Raw genomic sequence first — 17,235 nt, forward strand, 5'->3', positions numbered from 1 at the left:
TTACATATCATGAATTTATCGGAAGCTGCACAAAGAGGAAGGGACGGAAGATGCGCTTGGAATAGCATCTACTCTCCCTTTTCTCTATTGTTGTACTTTAAAATACAGTTTCGCAATTGTGTGGATATATCAATTTAAGCTGCAATTCAAATGTAGGATTCACCCCAGCAGAACGACTTATCATTCGCTGGATAAGTAACGTTATTCAGTGAAAAGCAGGAAATAAAACAATTAAAGAATTAATTTACGGAATGAAGGAGTTTTCTAAGTAGGAATAGAAAGATATGAAATGAAAGTCGTGCAATACTTGTAATAACTTAGTAGAATCGGGCTGCCTGTTTATTCGAGCTAAAAGATGTCTGAATCTATATTAGAGGAGGAAAATAAATGACCACTAGATTAGCTATTAATGGGTTTGGACGTGTAGGAAGAACAACATTAAGAAGATTAGTAGATACAAATTCGGAACTGGAACTGGTTGCTGTTAATGATTTAGCTAATATTGAAAACTTAGCTTATTTATTAGAATTTGATACAACTTATGGGCGATTAAAGCATGATGTTCAGGTACATGAAAATGTCTTGGTTGTTGGTGAGAAGGAAATTAAATTCTACCAAGAAGCTGATGCAAAAGATCTCCCGTGGAATGAGTTGCAAATTGATATCGTGTTAGAAGCAACCGGTATTTATAAAACGGCTGATAAGGCTCAGGCACATCTTGACGCAGGTGCTAAAAGAGTAATTATAACTGCTCCAGCAGATCAGGAAACGAAGATGATTGTTTACGGTGTTAATGAGAGCATTGTTACAAAAGACGACATGATCATTTCTTCAGCTTCTTGTACAACTAATGATTTAGCTCCAGTTGCGAAAGTATTACATGATAACTTTGGAATTATAACTGGTTATATGACTACAATTAAAGCCTATACACCTTCGCAAAAATTACATGATAGCCCTAATACGGATATGAGACGCGGACGGGCAGGAGCGATGAATGCAATTCCGACTTCTACTGGAGCAGCAAAAGCTGTCGGAAGAGTCATTCCTGAATTAACCGGAATTATTGACGGAACGGCAGTGAGAGTACCACTTTTAGGTGGGGCAATAGTGGAGTTTTATACAAACTTAGAAAGAAAAGTAACAATTGAAGAAGTGAATGAAGCCATGAAAGAAGCTGCGAGTCCCTCGTTTGAATACTCTGAAAAGTTAATTGTGTCCTCAGACGTTGTTGGAACTTCAGCCGGAGGTATTTTTGATGCCACATTAACTGATATCGTTGAAAATGGGGATAAGCAGCTTGTTAAAACTGTTTCTTGGTACGACAGCGAATATGGATTTGTATCTAATCTGGTTCGTTTGACTGAACATTTTGCTCAAGTCATTAAATAAATGTCAATTGAAATAGCCGGTTTTAAATCTTCAAAAAGGAGGTGAGAAAACATGCAAACCAAAACTTTAGATGTTAGGGGAATGACTTGTGGCCACTGCAAAATATCAGTAGAAGGCGCGCTAAAAGGTTTAGAAGGAGTATCTGCTGCAGAGTTAGATCTAAACTCTGGTAAAGTGAAAGTTACCTATGACGAATCAAAAGTTTCCTCAGAGAATATGAAAGAAGCTGTTGAGGAACAAGGCTATGACGTAGCATAAAAATAGATGATATAAGTGAGTTCCCTATATTGGAAGCTCGCTTTTTTTGAAATTTGCTTATTTGAGGTGGACGCCATCCAAACATCACCATCTGGGATGCCGGTTAGCAAAAGAGACCTCACCATCCGGTACGTTTTGCCTGCCTAGTTCCGTGACATTTAGGTTTCGATTTGCAATCTATTTATGATTTGGTAAATTTCCATAATTTCCGCACTTGTATAGTTGCCGTTGCGCTTCATCTGGATGACATTGGATTTCTTTCTCAGGATAGAGTTGTTTCAGTACCCTTTTTTGACCCTTTTTTGAAGCTATACAGAAAAACGCCTTGCATAGAATTTTGGTATTTTCATACCTTTTTTCAATGCAAGGCGTTTTTTAGTTTTATGTTTTTAGGTTAATGTCCAAAGTGATACCGAATTAATTTATGCTCTTTCTTGCAAGTTAATTTCTATCAGCGACTTTCATGACAAATGGAAAAGCGAGAACGCCCGCGTCTGAGAATTTGAATTCAACCCATAGTTTATAAAAACCAGGTGAAGGGAACTGAGCTTCAAATACGGGTTTATCTTCTGATACTGGATGGACATGGATAAATTTTTCTCCTTGTTCATCCAGCACAACTACATGGCCTAATGCCCCTAAGTAAGGCAAAGGAGTTTCGCCGTTTAAATCAAAAGATAGAGCAGCTGATTTTCCGGCAGTCAGCTTTGGATGGTGAAACGTAACGGTTTTACCCTCGACTTCTTTTGTAGCACTATCCCTTTCCGCAAGCATCTCCCAATCGATGCTAGGAGTTTCAGTGACTTTGCCAACTGTTATCGTAATTGGCTCGATAACGTAAGTCATTCCTACCGGGGTGATATCCGCGAAAGCAAGGTAACGACCCGGAGGCAGTTCTACCTCCACTTCGAAATCTCCAGAAGCATTTTCGATGGGATGGACATGTAAAAAAGTTTCTAAACCTGCACTGGTAATAACCAGGTGCATTCTTTTTTCGTGAGTTTCAGTTAAAGCTACAGCATTGTTTTCTTTATCACGGACTTTAATCGTCACTATCCCGGAGTTATAAGTGGTATTTACTTGGACTTCAAGAAGTTTTTCATCCATATCATGATGTTTATGATTTTTGTGATGTTCATGTTCCAAAAGAAACTCCTCCTTTTTTCTCCATTAGTAGTTGTTTGCATTTGTAGACATGTTTTCTTTAGTTGTTTGTGGATGGCATTGTGCCTCAGGTTCTGGTGCTTTCTCAAGTGCCATCCATCTTCCGCGACTGAATTGAATTACTAATACTACTGCACGAAAAGCAATATCAATGCCTATCGCCAGCCACACGCCAGCCAAACCCCAGCCTAACTGTATTCCTAACAAATACACGAGCAGTGTGCGGATGGCCCACATCCCAAAAGCGGTCAAGTACATAGGGAATTTCGTATTGTTCGCGCCTTGAAACGCTCCGGTCAAAACCATGAGCACGGCAAGGAAAGGCTGGAAAAGGCCCGATATTTTTAAAGCGGTTCCGATATCTCTGATCACCTCGGGGTCTTCCGTAAAGAAAGTGGCGGCCCATTCTCCAAAGAAGAACAAGACTCCCCCCAATAACGTCATACATACTACCGTGAACTGAGTGGAAAGCTTCGCATACTTTTTGGCTTCTTCCAGATTGCCGGCACCGATCTGCTGGCCAACCAAAATCGTTGCCGCGGTAGCAAAGCCATATCCGATCATATAAGAGAACACTTCAACATTTCCAGCAATTTGATGAGCCGCAAAGGCATTGGTTCCAAGTGCGACGACGAAACCGAAATAGACAATCTGTCCGGCCCGCATGACCAATCGTTCTCCTGCTGCAGGAGCGCCAAGAGTAGAGAGTTCCATTAGATGTTGTTTGTCTGGCTTCCAATATTCTTTTCTGAATGCCAGCACTTTTTCTTTGTTGATGTAATAGAAAAGGGCTAGAGTGCCGATTAAACGGGAAATGACCGTGGCTATGGCAGCACCGGCAATTCCAAGTTCCGGAATGAACAGGAAACCGAATATCAACACATAATCAAGCAAAGCATTGATGCCGTTAATGACTATACTGATCTTCATAGGCGTTTTGGTATCACCGGCTCCACGCAGAATTGCACTCATTACAAACATCAAAGACATGATGACAGAAGGAATTCCGACAATCCGAAAATATTGCGAACCCAATTCCAGGACTTCATCTTCGATGCCCATGAGCCGAAGCAGCGGTTCTGCAAAGAACCACGTAGCCAAGCCGGTGAGAATCCCAAAAAGGATTGCCAGAATAATGGACTGCTGGGAAATGTGCCTGGCTTTTTCTGGTTGGTTTGCACCCAGGAAGTTAGCAATTCGAACATTGGCAGCGACACCGATTGCCATAAAGACGGCAAAGTAAATCGCAAGGACCGCATTCGTGATCCCGACTGCTGAAACGGCTGCCAAACTGATGTGTGAAACAAAGTACGTATCCACAAAACCCAGCAATGTTTGAAAGAAATTCTCTATTACAGCAGGTATAGCTAAAATGGCGATAATCTTCAGCCGTTCTCGATCTGTCTTAGGTTGGAGAGGTTGGTGGGCCAGCAACTGCTCGTTCATGGATTTCTCCTTTCCGGATCTCGCCCCTATAAAACAAAAGCGCACGTTAAGAGGAATGCGTGACCTTGCATAGTCTTACGTTTCGCATTAAGTGATTGATAAAAAGACGGTTTTTTACTTGAATTAAGAGCATCTTATTATTAAAAATGCGCCTGTCCACCAAACTTAGATTAGAAGGGTGTACCCCTGAATCTGTAGTCAGCAATAACACAATGGAATATCCATTCATCTGGTATTTATTTGATGCTATACAAACTTCTACCCATCCGTTCTCTTCGCAAACTCCATAGAAAATGCACATTTGCTTTTGACTGACCAGCTATGATTCATCTTCATTGTAAAGGGGCTGACTGTCTGCCTCTAAATCGATAATGCTGAGGCGGCGAAAGCCTAAAGCAGTTTTGTTATCAATAAACATACCAGAGGAATCAGGTCCACGGTGTATGATGGTGTTCATCATTTGTTCCAAAACGGCTGACGAATTACTCGTTTCGCCGATAAATCCAGTAAATCCACACATAGTTTGTTGCTCCATTCAGTGTTTAATTTTTTCGAACCTCCGTATTATAAAGTTTTTAAGTGCAGATTTTATGCATAAATAAAAATGTAATTTTAAAACAATTTATGGGGGTGTACTTTCATTTCATTGATTTTCATTTATGAAAAAGAGGAAGTGTTTATCGTAGTTTTCTCAAACAGTGGGTAAAATTACAAAGATTTTTTTCTTTTGTTCTTTGCCCAGATCAGCAGAAACGATAGAAAGATCAAAATAAATAAGCCGTACTGATAACCGGGAGGTATGGATTCTACAAGGCCATAAACAACAGCCACTTCAAGAGAAACGGCCGGAATTTTACCGATGGTGCTGGCAATGATGAATAAGCCACCTGGAATGGGCGTCAAGGCCGCCCCTGCTGTCACCAAACCTGATGGAACAAAAGGAATTAAGCGCAGCAAGATGATTGCCCAGAAGACGCGGCTTATTGAAGAACTCTGGATGTACCTCCAGAACGGCCGCTTTAACCACTTTGGATTAACTTTTGAAAACCCATATCGATATAGGTAAAATCCGACGATAGCGCCAAAAATCTCCCCCGACAAAGAAAGGATGACGCCAATGGTTAACCCTAAAGAACTGATATTGAGAGACGTGAGCAAAAAGCTTGGGAAAAAGCCAACTGCACCCATACTTATGTTGAAAATGAGAAGCAGCAGAAATTCTAAAACGGGGAATTGAGTATTTATGGTATGATCCGCCTCCTGTGCTGTTTAAAAAATGGTGGTATATAAAAGTTCAGTTGAATGAAAATTTACGATAGAGAAGTGCGTTCTATATCCGTTTTTTTCGAACTCGGTAATACACTAATCCTGATAAGCCAACGACGAGGATTAACAAATAGATTGAACTTAAAATCCCAGGTGGGAAAAATGAGCGAACGTCTTCAGGGTTAGAAGGACGGTTTGTCTCAGAAGCACTGACAACGGGAAACTGATAAGAAGACAAAAGAGTGCCATCCTGATCAGTAATCCTTAATAGTCCATCTTCTTTTACAGCTTTCGTCACTTGCTCATCTGTTTGGTGTGTATAAAAGAAATCGCCTGGCGTAATGTATTCCACATCACCGGCAAAAAAGCTGCTTTCTTTCGGAATGCTTACTGTTTCAAAATTTTCTAATCCAAAATCCAAAAGTTGAACAGTGTCAGCATAAGCTTCTGCCTCTGTGTCGCTTTTTAAGGTGACGACAATTAAATTCAAGTTTTCTCTTTTGGCTGTCGTGGCCAGCGTGACGCCTGCTTCTGGCACAAACCCGGTTTTACCACCCGTAACGCCTTCATAAGGTTTTTCCCTTAATAGTTTGTGGTGGGTATAAAGCGTGGTATCCCAGGATTCACCGTTCCAGGGCAGTTCTTTTGTTCCAAATATTTTCATGAATTCATCGTTCTTCATCGCATATCGGGTTAACTTCGCTAAATCTTCGGCTGTCGTAACATGCTCGGGATCAAAAAGACCGTGGGGATTTTCGAAGTTCGTATTCCGCAGGCCAATTACATCTTCTAAATATAAATTCATATCAGCAGAAAATAACTCAACGCTGCCGCTGATGTGTTCAGCAATGGCGACGCCGGCATCATTTCCAGAGTTGACTAAGAGGCCCAGCAACAGTTTTTCTAAAGTCACTTGTTCTCCCTCTTCCAAATAAACACGGGTGCCTTCCGTATTGCGTGCTTTTTTACTGATGGTTACAACATCATTTAATTTTCTGTTTTCAATTGCATAAATGGCTGTGGCAATTTTTGTTAGGCTGGCAGGATACATCTGCGACTGTGCATTTTTTTCATAGAGGATTTCTCCAGTCGTTGCTTCCATGACAATAGCTGCTTCACTGGATACGTTTGGCAGGGAAGGGTCATCAGTTTTACTGAAAACGGACGAAACGATTAAAGTGTTGATCATGATTAAAATGGTTGAAACAACACTTAGTTTTTTCATAACTACTCCCTCCTGAGTGATTATTTTAGTTCTGCTTTATTATATAATTGACGGTTTCCCGGTCCGAATCAGTCGGTAAATGAAAGGTTTGCTGGTATTTCTCGTGTCCTTTACCGGTAATCACAATCCAGTCGCCTTCCTTGCTTTCATGGATTGCTTGCTGAATGGCGAGTGTACGGTCTGGAACGATGCTGCCTTTTGAGTTGCCGTATGTTTCATTTAGTTGGTTTAAAACTTCCAGCATATCTCCTGGAGAAACATTGTTCAGGTCGTCCAACGTTAAAATGTAGCGGTCACTCATTTCAGCAGATATGGATAGCATGTGCTTTCTCTTGCTGGCATCTCGATTTCCACGAAAGCCGAAAATATGGGTTATTCGTTGGGCCCCTTGTGATTTTGCAGTTTCCAGGCAGTAAGAGATGGCATCCGGAGTATGGGCATAATCCACAATAACGATCGAGCCCTTGGCCAGTTTCGTGATCTCAAAGCGTCCATCGACTCCCTTGAAATGGTGAATGGAGTTTAAGAGCTTTTCTTTGGGGATACCCAGCAACAATGATGTTCCGTAGGCCATTAAGGTGTTATACATATTGTGCATTCCGGTCATCGCAGCGACCATTTGATACGTTTCGTTACTTTCAATCACCCGCATAGTGGAGGACAGTGAATGAAATTTTGCAACACGCAGGTTGCATTCAGTGGATGTGCCAATTGCATAAATCGGTTTTCCCTTTGTTTGCAGGATTCCACAGAGCTTTCGTCCCCACTCATTATCTGTATTCACTACAGCAATCCCATGTTCTTTCATCTGATTGAACATTGTAAGCTTCGCCTGAAAATATTCTTCCATGGAACTGTGATAATCCAGGTGTTCATGGTGAAGATTGAGGAACAAGCCGTAATCAAATTCAATGCCTTCTAACCGATACTGGGCCAGTCCATGAGAAGAAACTTCCATAATGACGACCTCATCCTGACTGAGGGTCAACAGTTTATGGAGAGCGAGTGAATTTGGTGTGGTGTTCGAGCTTTTCATTTTTTCGCCATTGATAATATTTTGGTTGGTACCGATGACAGAACAACTCATACCGTTGCTTTCCAGAAAGTGCTGGAGCATATAGCTCGTCGTCGTTTTTCCGTTGGTGCCCGTAATTCCAATCATTATTTTCTGGTCAGATGGACGGCCATAAAAATTCCTGGCCAGGATGCCAAGCGCTTTCCGGCTATTTTCCACCTGTAAATAAGGGACACCTAACCGGGTAATTCCTTGTTCTCCGATGACAAGGGCTGCCCCTTTTTCAATTGCCTGGTCAATAAACCCGTGACCATCAATTTCAAATCCTTTAATAGCAACAAACACAAAACCTTTTGCCACATCGCTTGAGTTATCGGCAATCCCCTTGATGTCTAATTCTAATATTCTGGAATCTAATCGGGAGATCAGACCGGATTCGTTCAAAAGCTGATTTGTTTTCATAGATTCGGTGACCTCTCTAAAACTATTTAAATTTGATTTATTCTATTACAAAAATGTTGAAAAAATGTGCAGAATTTATACGGGAAGCCGAACTACTAAAACTTAATGTTTTTGTAATACAAACGAAATCGAATCCTGTATGAACCATCACAGATAAAAACCCGGGATCTTGTTGACAAGATCCCGGGTATTGGCGCTTTTATTCGGGTGACAGTTCGCTTTCAGTCACCCATTTATGATTGGTGACTTCCTCGCCTCCGGTGGTCGGGACGAAATCAACCATATAGACGGTCGTTTCTTCGGCAGAATCAATCGTAGCCGTTGCGCCGTCCATTCCTTCCATATGGTCAGCGGCAATGGCCGCTTCATCGCCCGTTTCTAATGGTTCATCACCTGGATTTTCCAATTCTTCGTGAATCACCCATTTGTGATTTTCAACCGGCTCGCCTCCGTCCGTCGGCGTATAGGTCACTGCATAGGCGGTTGTATCATAAGCCCCGACAATTGTGGCTTCAGCACCTTTCATGCCTTCCATGTGATCGGTTTCAATAATCGCCTGGCTTCCAACTTCAAAGGTTGGATTTTCGGCTTCCTGCAAATCATCCGGGACTTCACCTGAACCGGAATGGTCCATGTTCATATGGCCGGAACCTTCACTCATATTTTCTTCATTGGCATTATCCATGTCCATCGATTCGTCGCTCATGTCATCGCCTGTATTGCAGGCACTTAGCGTGACAGCTGCTACAAGTGACAGCATCCCCATCATCCATTTGTTTTTCGGCATTGCAATCTCCCTCTTTCTGCGGTTGTCTGTAGTTACTCTACCCCTTAATTTTGCATATTGTGTGCAGGAATCATGACATTTTCTTATTCTGGGGTCCGGGTCGCCGGATTGTGGCAAGTTCGTGAACCGATAGGAGAAGTTCACAGTTTAATAGAAGAAACTGCACAGAAAGTCAAGAATTAATCGGTAAACTGGATTGGTTGACGTCTTCTGGAACGGTTAAGCAAGCACGGGGAAGTAGAAGTTAAGAGAGGGGCTGTATTTAATTTTACATACCTTGAAATTCCCCGAGTCTTATATAGAAAATTTCATTTGATTCCTAAGGGATACAAAAATGATAAAGAAGAGGATTCAACTTACTGTAATAGGAGGTCTACAAGTGGCGGAAATTAGTTTGTATCTTGCGTTTGGCGCAGGGCTTTTATCATTTATCTCTCCATGCTCCCTTCCTTTGTATCCGGCTTTTTTATCCTACATTACCGGAGTTTCAGTCAATGAGTTAAAGACGGGCAAGGGAATGATGAGGAGCACGGCTTTGATTCATACGGTTCTATTTTTAATAGGTTTCTCCATCATTTTTTTAGCGTTGGGCTTGTCGACTTCGCTTATCGGAAACTTCTTCTTGGAATATCAAGTTCTTCTACGTCAATTGGGCGCTATTTTGATGGTGTTTTTTGGCTTAGTCCTAACCGGTATTCTGAAATTCGACTTCCTGCTGTCGGATAAGAAATTACAGTTCCAGAAAAGGCCCTCCGGATACGCGGGTTCTGTTCTGATCGGCATTGGCTTTGCAGCTGGATGGACACCGTGTACCGGTCCCATACTTGCAGGAGTTATTGCACTCGGAGTAGCGGATCCGGACAGTGGCTTACTCTATATGCTGTTTTACGTTCTGGGATTTTCAATTCCTTTTCTCTTAATGTCGTTTTTTATTGAGAAAATGACTTTCTTGAAGAAGAAGAGCGCTCTTTTCATGTCAATAGGAGGAGCATTAATGATTCTGATGGGCGTTTTGCTTTACTTTGACATGCTGACAGAAATCATCGCTTTTTTATCGCAATTTACGGGTGGATTTACAGGGTTTTAATGGACTCAACCCAGCATCTAGGAAGGACGTGACATTGTATGGCTGCTAAAAAGGATAAAAAGAGAAATCGCTTGATTATGAGGACAAGTATTTTGTTCATTCTGGTCGTCGCTATTGCATTTACTATCTACAACGGATTAACCAAAGAGAAAAACGAATTGCTGCAAGTTGGAGATTGGGCACCCGATTTTGCTTTGACGGATTTGAATGGGGAACAGCATCAGCTGTCTGAGTACAAAGGGCAGGGGGTGTTCGTGAACTTTTGGGGTACTTGGTGCAAACCGTGCGAAAAAGAGTTCCCGCTGATGGAAAAGCAGTACCAAGTATACAAGGACCAAGGTGTAGAGATACTCGCTGTCAATATTGCGCAATCCGATTATGAAGTGAGACAATTTGCTGAACAGCGAAATTTAACGTTCCCGATTGTTATTGATAAGGACAAAAGTGTTATGGAAGCCTATAATATTCGTCCATTGCCCACTACATTGTTGGTCAATCAAGAGGGAAAAATCGAGAAAATCATTACGGGTGAAATGTCCGAAGAGGATATTGCGAGTTATATGGAACAGATCAAACCGAGCTGATACAACTGAGTTCCCCAGAATAGTGCGAGCCACGTATTTTGAAAATTGATGCAAGGAAAAAACGAGAAAAAGACATTTCTTTAAAGTGGACTAAACCACAAGAAAAGCAATGTCAGGTGTAGAAAATATATAAACAAAAATCAGGTAAAGATCCTACACCGGACTGATTGGAAGGTCTGTTCTTTTAGGGCAATTAGTAAAGGGTATGAATTACCTGTTTGAAATCAAGATATCTGCACAAAAAGTCGAAACTTTTTCGTTAAGCTATAAGAGGTTGATACTTATGGAAAGTATAGAAAATTGACATATTCGGAGGGCATCTACATGAAAAAAAAGAGAATGGGCATAGCGGTACTGTCGGCTTTACTTTTACTGGCCGGCTGCAGCAATGATACAACGGATTCATTTGAAGTGCCGTTTGAAGGGGAACTGAACCATGTCCATGGGATGGGTTATGCAGGAGAAGAGAACGGACTGTATTTTGCATCACATACTGGGCCAAAAATTTACCGCGATGGCGAGTGGTTTGAAACAGCGGATAATTTTTACGATTATATGGGCTTTAACGCCGTAGATGAGGGCTTCTATTCTTCAGGACACCCGAGTGCAGATTCAGATTTGCCCAATCCACTTGGGATTCAGCGAAGTATAGATGGCGGCGAAACTTTGGAAGAGATTGCATTCCAAGGAGAAACGGACTTTCATGCGATGGCGGTAGGGTACAACAGTCACGATATCTTCCTGCTCAATCCGGCAAAAAACTCTTTGCTGGAAGCCGGATTTTACAAAAGTAACGATAAAGGAGAATCGTGGGAACCTGTGAAGGCTGAAGGGTTGAATGGGGAAGTGACTGCGCTCGCCCTTCACCCGACTGATTCGAACTTCGTCGCTGCGGCTACGGCTGCAGGGGTTTATTTCTCGCAGGATGGCGGCGAAGTTTTTGAAGCGATTACAGCCGGAAATGAAACAGGCACAGCGGTGCATTTCACCGAAGACCAGTTGTATTTCGGAAGCTACGGGACAGCGGCGGCTCTGGTGAAGTATACTATGGAAAATGAAGAACTCGAGCCGGTGGATACACCGGACCTTTCACAAGATGCCATCGCTTTTATTGCACAAAACCCGATGGATGGAATGGAACTGGCGATCTACACATTTGAAGGAAATGCCTACTTGTCGGAAGACGGATTACAGACCTGGAAAACGCTGCTGGAAGAGGGGAAAACCAAGTAGAAACCAGCTAGCCGTTTGAAAGACGAACCGAATCCAACAGCTTTCGGCAGCAGTCTTTGTCTTGATTGCTGCTAACCAATCGACTTAAAGAGGGATGCCATGTTAAACAGGCTTGCATTGAAAATAGGTTTGCTGTTTTTTGTGTTTATTATCATCATTGAATCGGTTTTGTTTCTAACCCTGTACGTTACTTTTGTCAATGAACGGGTGGATGAAGTCATGACCAACCTGCTTGCAAGAGGGAACACCCACAGCGAAGTATTGGAAGACAGTTTTGAACCGGCGACATTGAACCATGTGGCGTTGATGGAATCGGCCTCCGATTTCATCGTCATCATCACGGATGCAGATGGCAACGAATTGACCCATTCCGATCTGATTGAACCTGAAATGAGGGAAGTGTTGGAACACACCGATTTTGATGAGGTTCTGCAGGGAGGGAAGGTCGTGGAAGAGCGATGGGACAAAAAAGAGTTTATTGCGACGGACAGCCCAATCACCATTGAAGGAGAACATAGAGGCCACGTGTTCATGTTTGCGGAAACCAATCATATCAAAGGGATGGTCAGTCATTTGCGAAACCAATTCCTGATTGTTGGCCTGATTGCTGTCGGGTTGACCGTCATCACAATTTTTCTGCTATCCCGATTGATTACGTTGCCGTTGATTCGGATGAAAGAAGCGACGGAACAGTTAAGCGAAGGGCACCACGAGGTCAGCCTGAATATTGGCCGAAACGATGAGTTGGGAGAGCTGGCGAACGCCATCACTGCCCTATCCAGTGACTTGGAACATTTAAAAAATGAGCGGAATGAATTTTTGGCGAGTATTTCGCACGAGTTGCGGACGCCGTTGACCTATATCAAAGGATATGCCGATATCGCGAGCCGGCCGGATGCATCCGAGGAAGAGAAAAAGGAATACATTGGCATCATCCGGGAAGAGACGGCCCATTTGACGGAATTGATCCGGCAGCTGTTTGAGCTGGCTCAGATGGATCATAACCAGTTCGCCATTCAAAAAGAGGGATTTTCACTGGAGATGCTTTTTGCATCCGTCGTTGCCTTGGTTCGGCCAGCTTTTGACGAGAAACAGATTTCATTGGCTGTCCATTGTGAACATGAGATTGTCGCCTTCATTGATCCCGAACGTTTTCAGCAGGTATTGCTGAATGTCTTGGACAACGCCCGCAAGCATTCTCCTGAAGGAACACAAGTGGTATTACGGGGAGTCCAAGATAAAGGTACCATCACCATAAGCATCCGTGATGAAGGAGAAGGCATACCGGAAAAAGATCTTCCTTTTGTCTTTGAACGATTGTATCGGGTCGATAAATCCAGATCCAGACAGTACGGAGGAAGCGGTCTTGGCCTGGCGATTGCGAAAGAAATCGTCGAATCGCACGGTGGTCTCATGACGCTTCAAAGTGAGTACGGACAAGGGACAACCGTCCTGATAGAATTGAAAAGGGGGGATTCGCTTGCAGAAAGTGCTGTTGGTTGATGATGAACAACGAATGCTGGATTTAGTGGCTTTATATTTGAAGCCGCATCAGTACCTCTGTAAAAAAGCACTGGGAGCTCATGAAGCCCTCGACTATTTGGAATCGGAACCTTTCGATCTCGTCTTACTGGATATCATGATGCCGGAAATGGATGGCTGGGAACTGTGCCGCGAAATCCGGAAATTTTCGGATGTGCCAATCATTATGCTGACGGCGCGGGAACAACAGGAGGATATTGTTAAGGGATTGAATATCGGGGCGGATGATTACATCACAAAGCCGTTTAATGAAGATGAGTTGCTGGCCCGGATGGGGGCGCTGCTTCGCAGGAGAACTCCGAAAAATACCATTGAAGTGGACGGTTTGGTGTGGGACGAAGACCGGTTTGAACTTACGTACGGCAAACATATCATCAAATTGACGCCAAAAGAATTTCTGATGGTGGGCCACCTGATGAAGAATGCCGACAAAGTGTTTACGAGGGAGCAGCTGATCCAGTTAATTTGGGGATTCGACTCAGAGACGGAAGGGCGGACCATCGATTCGCATGTGCGAAATGTTCGGGAAAAAATCCGCCAGTCCGGTTTTCCGGTCGATGATCATTTTCTCACGGTTTGGGGAATCGGCTACAAATGGATCCATGAAGCAGAATGATGCTTGATAAAAGAAAAGGCCCGTCGGAAAATATTTCCGACGGGCCTTTTTGAGTAAGGTTATGCGGCGTTACGGCAAGCTTCTGCACATCTACGGCAAGCTTCCGCACAGCGTCTGCAATGTTCATGATGATCGGCGTGCTTCTCACATTCCTCTGCGCAAGCTTCGCAAATGGTTGCGCAAACGGCTGCCAGTTCGGAAACGAACGGTGAATTGCGAGTAATGGCATGTTCCAAAAATGCACAAATGTCCGCGCATTCCCGGTCTAATCGAATGCACTGTGCTAGCATCTTCACATCGTCTTCCTGCAGACAAGCGTCAAAACAATGGTTACATTCCGCTGCACAATCATGTAATGCCCGAATCAATTCCTGATGTTGTTCATGAGCCATGTTAAAACCTCCATTTCTTATTTTTGCTTCATTTACTGGATTTCCCTCTCCTTTCCAAACTAAACAGAAATACCGAAACTCCATAGAAACTGCACATTTTATAGACAAGTAATCAAATATTAAAATCAATGGTGCGGTTTTTTTGGGGGGTCATTGTGAACTTCTAAATTAGAGTCATGGAAACAGCGATAAAGTAAAATGATACTAAACACTTGATATACCCTATATGGGTATGTTAAGTTTAAGGAAATATTACTTTAGGAGGAATAATAATGATTGAAACATTAAAAGTACAAGGTATGTCCTGCGGCCACTGTGCAAACTCGGTTGAAACGGGCGTCGGTGAACTCGAAGGGATTTCATCTGTGACAGTTGATCTTAAAAAAGGCGAAGTGGCAGTAGACTATGATACTGCCAAGACATCATTAAACGAAATTCAGAAAGCGATTGAAGAACAAGGGTATGACGTCGTATAAGGGTGCTTTCACAGCACTCTTTACTTTTAAATGAAATATACCCCCGCGTGGTATATTCGGCAAGAACTTTGTGAATGTTAAGAATGTAAATAGGGTTAAATAGGATAAGAACCACTAGTTTGGAGGAGGCGCACTGAATGGCTAAAAATGATAAAGACCATCACCACCATCAAGACGAACAGGTAGATCACAGTAAAATGGATCATTCCAAACATGTTGGGCATTCGTACCATGAAGACCAAGTGAAAGAAGGCATTCAAGACGACAGCAATCCTGCCAAAATTCATGATGATCATGCCCATCACAATCATGGTGGCCACGATCATAGTGACCATGGACATCACCATCATGGGAATTTCAAAGAAATTTTCCTGAAGTCGCTGCCCTTGGGCATTGTCGTTCTATTATTGTCGCCGATGATGGACGTTCGGCTTCCTTTTCAATTTACTTTTCCATACTCGGATATTGTGGTCGCTGTATTAGCAACTATCTTATTGGTTTATGGCGGAAAACCCTTCTATCAAGGTGCAATCGCTGAATTTAAGGAAAAAGCACCGGGCATGATGGCCCTTATTTCATTAGGGATATCCGTTTCCTATTTGTACAGCATTTACGCCGTGCTGGCACGCTACGTAACCGGCGATCACATCATGGATTTCTTCTTTGAATTCGCGTCCTTGCTGTTGATCATGCTCCTTGGACACTGGATCGAAATGAAGGCTGTCGGAGAAGCAGGAGACGCGCAAAAATCGCTCGCCGAATTGGTGCCGAAAGATGCACATGTGGTATTGGAAAATGATTCGATCGAGACGCGTCCCGTAAATGAGCTGAAAGTCGGAGACCTTGTACGGGTTCAGGCCGGAGAAAACGTCCCTGCCGATGGCATCATCAAAAGAGGCACCTCGCGGATCAATGAAGCTTTGCTGACGGGGGAATCTAAACCCATTGAAAAAGGAGCCGGAGACAAAGTGATCGGCGGTTCCACGAACGGTGCAGGCATCTTATATCTTGAAGTACAGGAAACCGGCGACCAATCGTTCATTTCCCAAGTACAAACCCTGATAAGCCAGGCGCAGGATCAACCTTCAAGAGCTGAAAATCTGGCTCAAAAAGTAGCCGGCTGGCTGTTTTATATCGCCATTGCGGCGGCTTTCCTCGCTTTTGTCGTTTGGCTGTACATTGCTGACATTCAAACCGCTGTTCTTTTTACGGTTACGACATTAGTCATTGCATGTCCACACGCTCTCGGCCTTGCCATTCCGCTGGTTATTGCACGAAGCACCAGTTTAGGTGCAAGCCGCGGGCTGTTGGTGAAAGACCGCGAAGCATTGGAGCTGGCAACTAAGGCTGATGTAATGATACTGGATAAAACGGGTACATTGACTACTGGCGAATTTAAAGTTTTGAACATGGAAACACTGGATGGTCAACATACCGAAGCCGAAATCGCGGCGTTAATGGCAGGGATTGAAGGCGGGTCCAGCCACCCAATCGCCCAGTCAATCGTCCAATACGCTGAGAAACAAGGGATTCAGCCTGTCCACTTTGATTCGATTGATGTTGTGTCGGGTGCGGGTATAGAAGGAAACGCCAATGGCCGCAAATACGAATTGATCAGCCAAAAGGCACTTGGAAGAGATGTAGCGGTGGATGTTCCCAAAGGGGCAACATTAAGTATACTAGTTGAGGACGGGAATCCGATCGGTACGGTCGCATTAGGCGATGAATTGAAAGAAACGAGCAGAACGCTGATACAGGCATTGAAGCATTACAATATAAAACCGATTATGGCTACAGGTGACAATGAAACGGCTGCCCAAGGAGTAGCAGAGGAACTGGGCATTGAATACAGAGCCAATCAATTACCGCAAGATAAATATGATTTAGTGGAATCACTGAAAAATAATGGACAAACGGTTATCATGGTCGGCGATGGCGTCAACGATGCACCATCCCTTGCAATAGCAGACGTTGGGATAGCAGTCGGTGCCGGAACTCAAGTCGCCATCGATTCCGCTGATGTGATTTTGACTCAGTCGGATCCAGGCGATATTGAATCCTTTATCGAATTGGCCAATAAAACAACCAGTAAAATGAAACAGAACCTCGTGTGGGGAGCCGGTTATAACTTTATTGCCATTCCCATAGCGGCGGGTGTTCTAGCCTCCATTGGGATTACGTTGGCTCCTGCCGCAGGAGCAGTTCTGATGTCCGTGTCCACGGTTATCGTGGCTATCAATGCGATGACATTGAAACTAAGAAATAGAGCTGTTTAACACCGTGTTTAATT

General features: G+C 43.3%; 16 protein-coding genes and 1 pseudogene. 9 read left to right on the forward strand and 8 right to left on the reverse strand.

Features of this window, described 5'->3' with window-relative positions; genetic code table 11:
• The first annotated feature begins 387 nt into the window (after nucleotides 1–387).
• Together gap and copZ (M1Q06_RS08345) are read left to right on the forward strand one after the other, a co-directional pair.
• Nucleotides 388–1,392 carry a type I glyceraldehyde-3-phosphate dehydrogenase gene (gene gap, locus M1Q06_RS08340; protein ID WP_068870869.1) on the forward strand — a complete coding sequence of 335 codons (1,005 nt, stop codon included), beginning with the start codon at nucleotides 388–390 and terminating at the stop codon, nucleotides 1,390–1,392.
• 51 nt (nucleotides 1,393–1,443) lie between these two features.
• The gene (gene copZ, locus M1Q06_RS08345; protein ID WP_434402759.1) at nucleotides 1,444–1,650 is read left to right on the forward strand and encodes a copper chaperone CopZ; all 207 of its coding nucleotides are present in this window, start codon (nucleotides 1,444–1,446) and stop codon (nucleotides 1,648–1,650) included.
• Between the two features lie 441 nt (nucleotides 1,651–2,091).
• On the opposite strand, the gene M1Q06_RS08350 is transcribed toward copZ (M1Q06_RS08345), so the two are convergent.
• The 7 genes and pseudogenes from M1Q06_RS08350 to M1Q06_RS08380 form a co-directional block, all read right to left on the reverse strand.
• Nucleotides 2,092–2,796 carry a hypothetical protein gene (locus tag M1Q06_RS08350; RefSeq protein ID WP_434402761.1) on the reverse strand — a complete coding sequence of 235 codons (705 nt, stop codon included), beginning with the start codon at nucleotides 2,794–2,796 and terminating at the stop codon, nucleotides 2,092–2,094.
• Nucleotides 2,797–2,820: 24 nt separating this feature from the next.
• Nucleotides 2,821–4,260, reverse strand: coding sequence for an MATE family efflux transporter (locus M1Q06_RS08355; RefSeq protein ID WP_101191801.1), 1,440 nt, complete (start codon nucleotides 4,258–4,260; stop codon nucleotides 2,821–2,823).
• Nucleotides 4,261–4,582: 322 nt separating this feature from the next.
• Nucleotides 4,583–4,780 (reverse strand): annotated as a pseudogene (locus tag M1Q06_RS08360) (asparagine synthase (glutamine-hydrolyzing)); the annotation flags it as partial.
• Nucleotides 4,781–4,968: 188 nt separating this feature from the next.
• Entirely contained in the window at nucleotides 4,969–5,448 is a 480-nt protein-coding gene (locus M1Q06_RS08365) for a TVP38/TMEM64 family protein (protein ID WP_101191800.1), read from the reverse strand.
• A 142-nt stretch (nucleotides 5,449–5,590) separates the two neighbouring features.
• Complete coding sequence (locus M1Q06_RS08370; protein WP_434402764.1) at nucleotides 5,591–6,751, reverse strand: D-alanyl-D-alanine carboxypeptidase family protein; 1,161 nt, start codon at nucleotides 6,749–6,751, stop codon at nucleotides 5,591–5,593.
• 25 nt (nucleotides 6,752–6,776) lie between these two features.
• Nucleotides 6,777–8,228 (reverse strand): UDP-N-acetylmuramoyl-L-alanyl-D-glutamate--2,6-diaminopimelate ligase, encoded by a 1,452-nt coding sequence (locus tag M1Q06_RS08375; RefSeq protein WP_101191798.1) that lies wholly within the window; start codon nucleotides 8,226–8,228, stop codon nucleotides 6,777–6,779.
• Nucleotides 8,229–8,427: 199 nt separating this feature from the next.
• Nucleotides 8,428–9,015: a YdhK family protein gene (locus tag M1Q06_RS08380; protein ID WP_434402766.1), complete on the reverse strand. Its 588-nt coding sequence runs from the start codon at nucleotides 9,013–9,015 to the stop codon at nucleotides 8,428–8,430.
• A gap of 379 nt (nucleotides 9,016–9,394) precedes the next feature.
• Here M1Q06_RS08380 and M1Q06_RS08385 point away from each other — a divergent pair, with 379 nt between their 5' ends.
• The 5 genes from M1Q06_RS08385 to M1Q06_RS08405 all read left to right on the forward strand — a co-directional run bounded on the left by M1Q06_RS08385 (nucleotide 9,395) and on the right by M1Q06_RS08405 (nucleotide 14,077).
• Nucleotides 9,395–10,102, forward strand: a complete 708-nt coding sequence (locus M1Q06_RS08385; protein ID WP_068872625.1) for a cytochrome c biogenesis CcdA family protein — start codon at nucleotides 9,395–9,397, stop codon at nucleotides 10,100–10,102.
• Between the two features lie 38 nt (nucleotides 10,103–10,140).
• The gene (gene resA, locus M1Q06_RS08390; protein WP_101191796.1) at nucleotides 10,141–10,686 is read left to right on the forward strand and encodes a thiol-disulfide oxidoreductase ResA; all 546 of its coding nucleotides are present in this window, start codon (nucleotides 10,141–10,143) and stop codon (nucleotides 10,684–10,686) included.
• Nucleotides 10,687–11,010: 324 nt separating this feature from the next.
• Nucleotides 11,011–11,919, forward strand: a complete 909-nt coding sequence (locus M1Q06_RS08395) for a F510_1955 family glycosylhydrolase (protein WP_101191795.1) — start codon at nucleotides 11,011–11,013, stop codon at nucleotides 11,917–11,919.
• 99 nt (nucleotides 11,920–12,018) lie between these two features.
• Nucleotides 12,019–13,422 carry an ATP-binding protein gene (locus tag M1Q06_RS08400; RefSeq protein WP_434402769.1) on the forward strand — a complete coding sequence of 468 codons (1,404 nt, stop codon included), beginning with the start codon at nucleotides 12,019–12,021 and terminating at the stop codon, nucleotides 13,420–13,422.
• Nucleotides 13,400–14,077, forward strand: coding sequence for a response regulator transcription factor (locus M1Q06_RS08405; RefSeq protein ID WP_029595517.1), 678 nt, complete (start codon nucleotides 13,400–13,402; stop codon nucleotides 14,075–14,077). The genes M1Q06_RS08400 and M1Q06_RS08405 overlap by 23 nt, the downstream gene beginning before the upstream one ends.
• Before the next feature lie 59 nt (nucleotides 14,078–14,136).
• Here M1Q06_RS08405 and M1Q06_RS08410 read toward each other — a convergent pair whose 3' ends face one another.
• A complete protein-coding gene (locus M1Q06_RS08410; protein WP_084632964.1) occupies nucleotides 14,137–14,469 on the reverse strand; it encodes a four-helix bundle copper-binding protein in 333 nt (110 codons plus the stop codon).
• A gap of 272 nt (nucleotides 14,470–14,741) precedes the next feature.
• On the opposite strand from M1Q06_RS08410, the gene copZ (M1Q06_RS08415) reads away from it, so the two are divergent.
• Both copZ (M1Q06_RS08415) and M1Q06_RS08420 read left to right on the forward strand, forming a co-directional pair.
• The gene (gene copZ / locus M1Q06_RS08415) at nucleotides 14,742–14,945 is read left to right on the forward strand and encodes a copper chaperone CopZ (RefSeq protein WP_029336157.1); all 204 of its coding nucleotides are present in this window, start codon (nucleotides 14,742–14,744) and stop codon (nucleotides 14,943–14,945) included.
• Nucleotides 14,946–15,082: 137 nt separating this feature from the next.
• Complete coding sequence (locus M1Q06_RS08420) at nucleotides 15,083–17,221, forward strand: heavy metal translocating P-type ATPase (protein ID WP_434402773.1); 2,139 nt, start codon at nucleotides 15,083–15,085, stop codon at nucleotides 17,219–17,221.
• The last annotated feature ends 14 nt before the right edge of the window (nucleotides 17,222–17,235 follow it).

The sequence above is a fragment of the Planococcus sp. 11815 genome (genome assembly GCF_051096385.1).
Classification (GTDB): Bacteria; Bacillota; Bacilli; order Bacillales_A; family Planococcaceae; genus Planococcus; species Planococcus citreus.

What these genes read in the sequence shown, in the direction of transcription:
- M1Q06_RS08400 (WP_434402769.1), top strand. Translation starts at nt 12,019, where the DNA reads ATGTTAAACAGGCTTGCATTGAAAATAGGTTTGCTGTTTTTTGTGTTT.
- M1Q06_RS08420 (WP_434402773.1), top strand. Translation starts at nt 15,083, where the DNA reads ATGGCTAAAAATGATAAAGACCATCACCACCATCAAGACGAACAGGTA.
- M1Q06_RS08380 (WP_434402766.1), bottom strand. Translation starts at nt 9,015, where the DNA reads ATGCCGAAAAACAAATGGATGATGGGGATGCTGTCACTTGTAGCAGCT.
- gap (WP_068870869.1), top strand. Translation starts at nt 388, where the DNA reads ATGACCACTAGATTAGCTATTAATGGGTTTGGACGTGTAGGAAGAACA.
- copZ (WP_029336157.1), top strand. Translation starts at nt 14,742, where the DNA reads ATGATTGAAACATTAAAAGTACAAGGTATGTCCTGCGGCCACTGTGCA.
- M1Q06_RS08395 (WP_101191795.1), top strand. Translation starts at nt 11,011, where the DNA reads ATGAAAAAAAAGAGAATGGGCATAGCGGTACTGTCGGCTTTACTTTTA.
- resA (WP_101191796.1), top strand. Translation starts at nt 10,141, where the DNA reads ATGGCTGCTAAAAAGGATAAAAAGAGAAATCGCTTGATTATGAGGACA.
- M1Q06_RS08410 (WP_084632964.1), bottom strand. Translation starts at nt 14,469, where the DNA reads ATGGCTCATGAACAACATCAGGAATTGATTCGGGCATTACATGATTGT.
- M1Q06_RS08365 (WP_101191800.1), bottom strand. Translation starts at nt 5,448, where the DNA reads ATGGGTGCAGTTGGCTTTTTCCCAAGCTTTTTGCTCACGTCTCTCAAT.
- copZ (WP_434402759.1), top strand. Translation starts at nt 1,444, where the DNA reads ATGCAAACCAAAACTTTAGATGTTAGGGGAATGACTTGTGGCCACTGC.
- M1Q06_RS08375 (WP_101191798.1), bottom strand. Translation starts at nt 8,228, where the DNA reads ATGAAAACAAATCAGCTTTTGAACGAATCCGGTCTGATCTCCCGATTA.
- M1Q06_RS08355 (WP_101191801.1), bottom strand. Translation starts at nt 4,260, where the DNA reads ATGAACGAGCAGTTGCTGGCCCACCAACCTCTCCAACCTAAGACAGAT.
- M1Q06_RS08370 (WP_434402764.1), bottom strand. Translation starts at nt 6,751, where the DNA reads ATGAAAAAACTAAGTGTTGTTTCAACCATTTTAATCATGATCAACACT.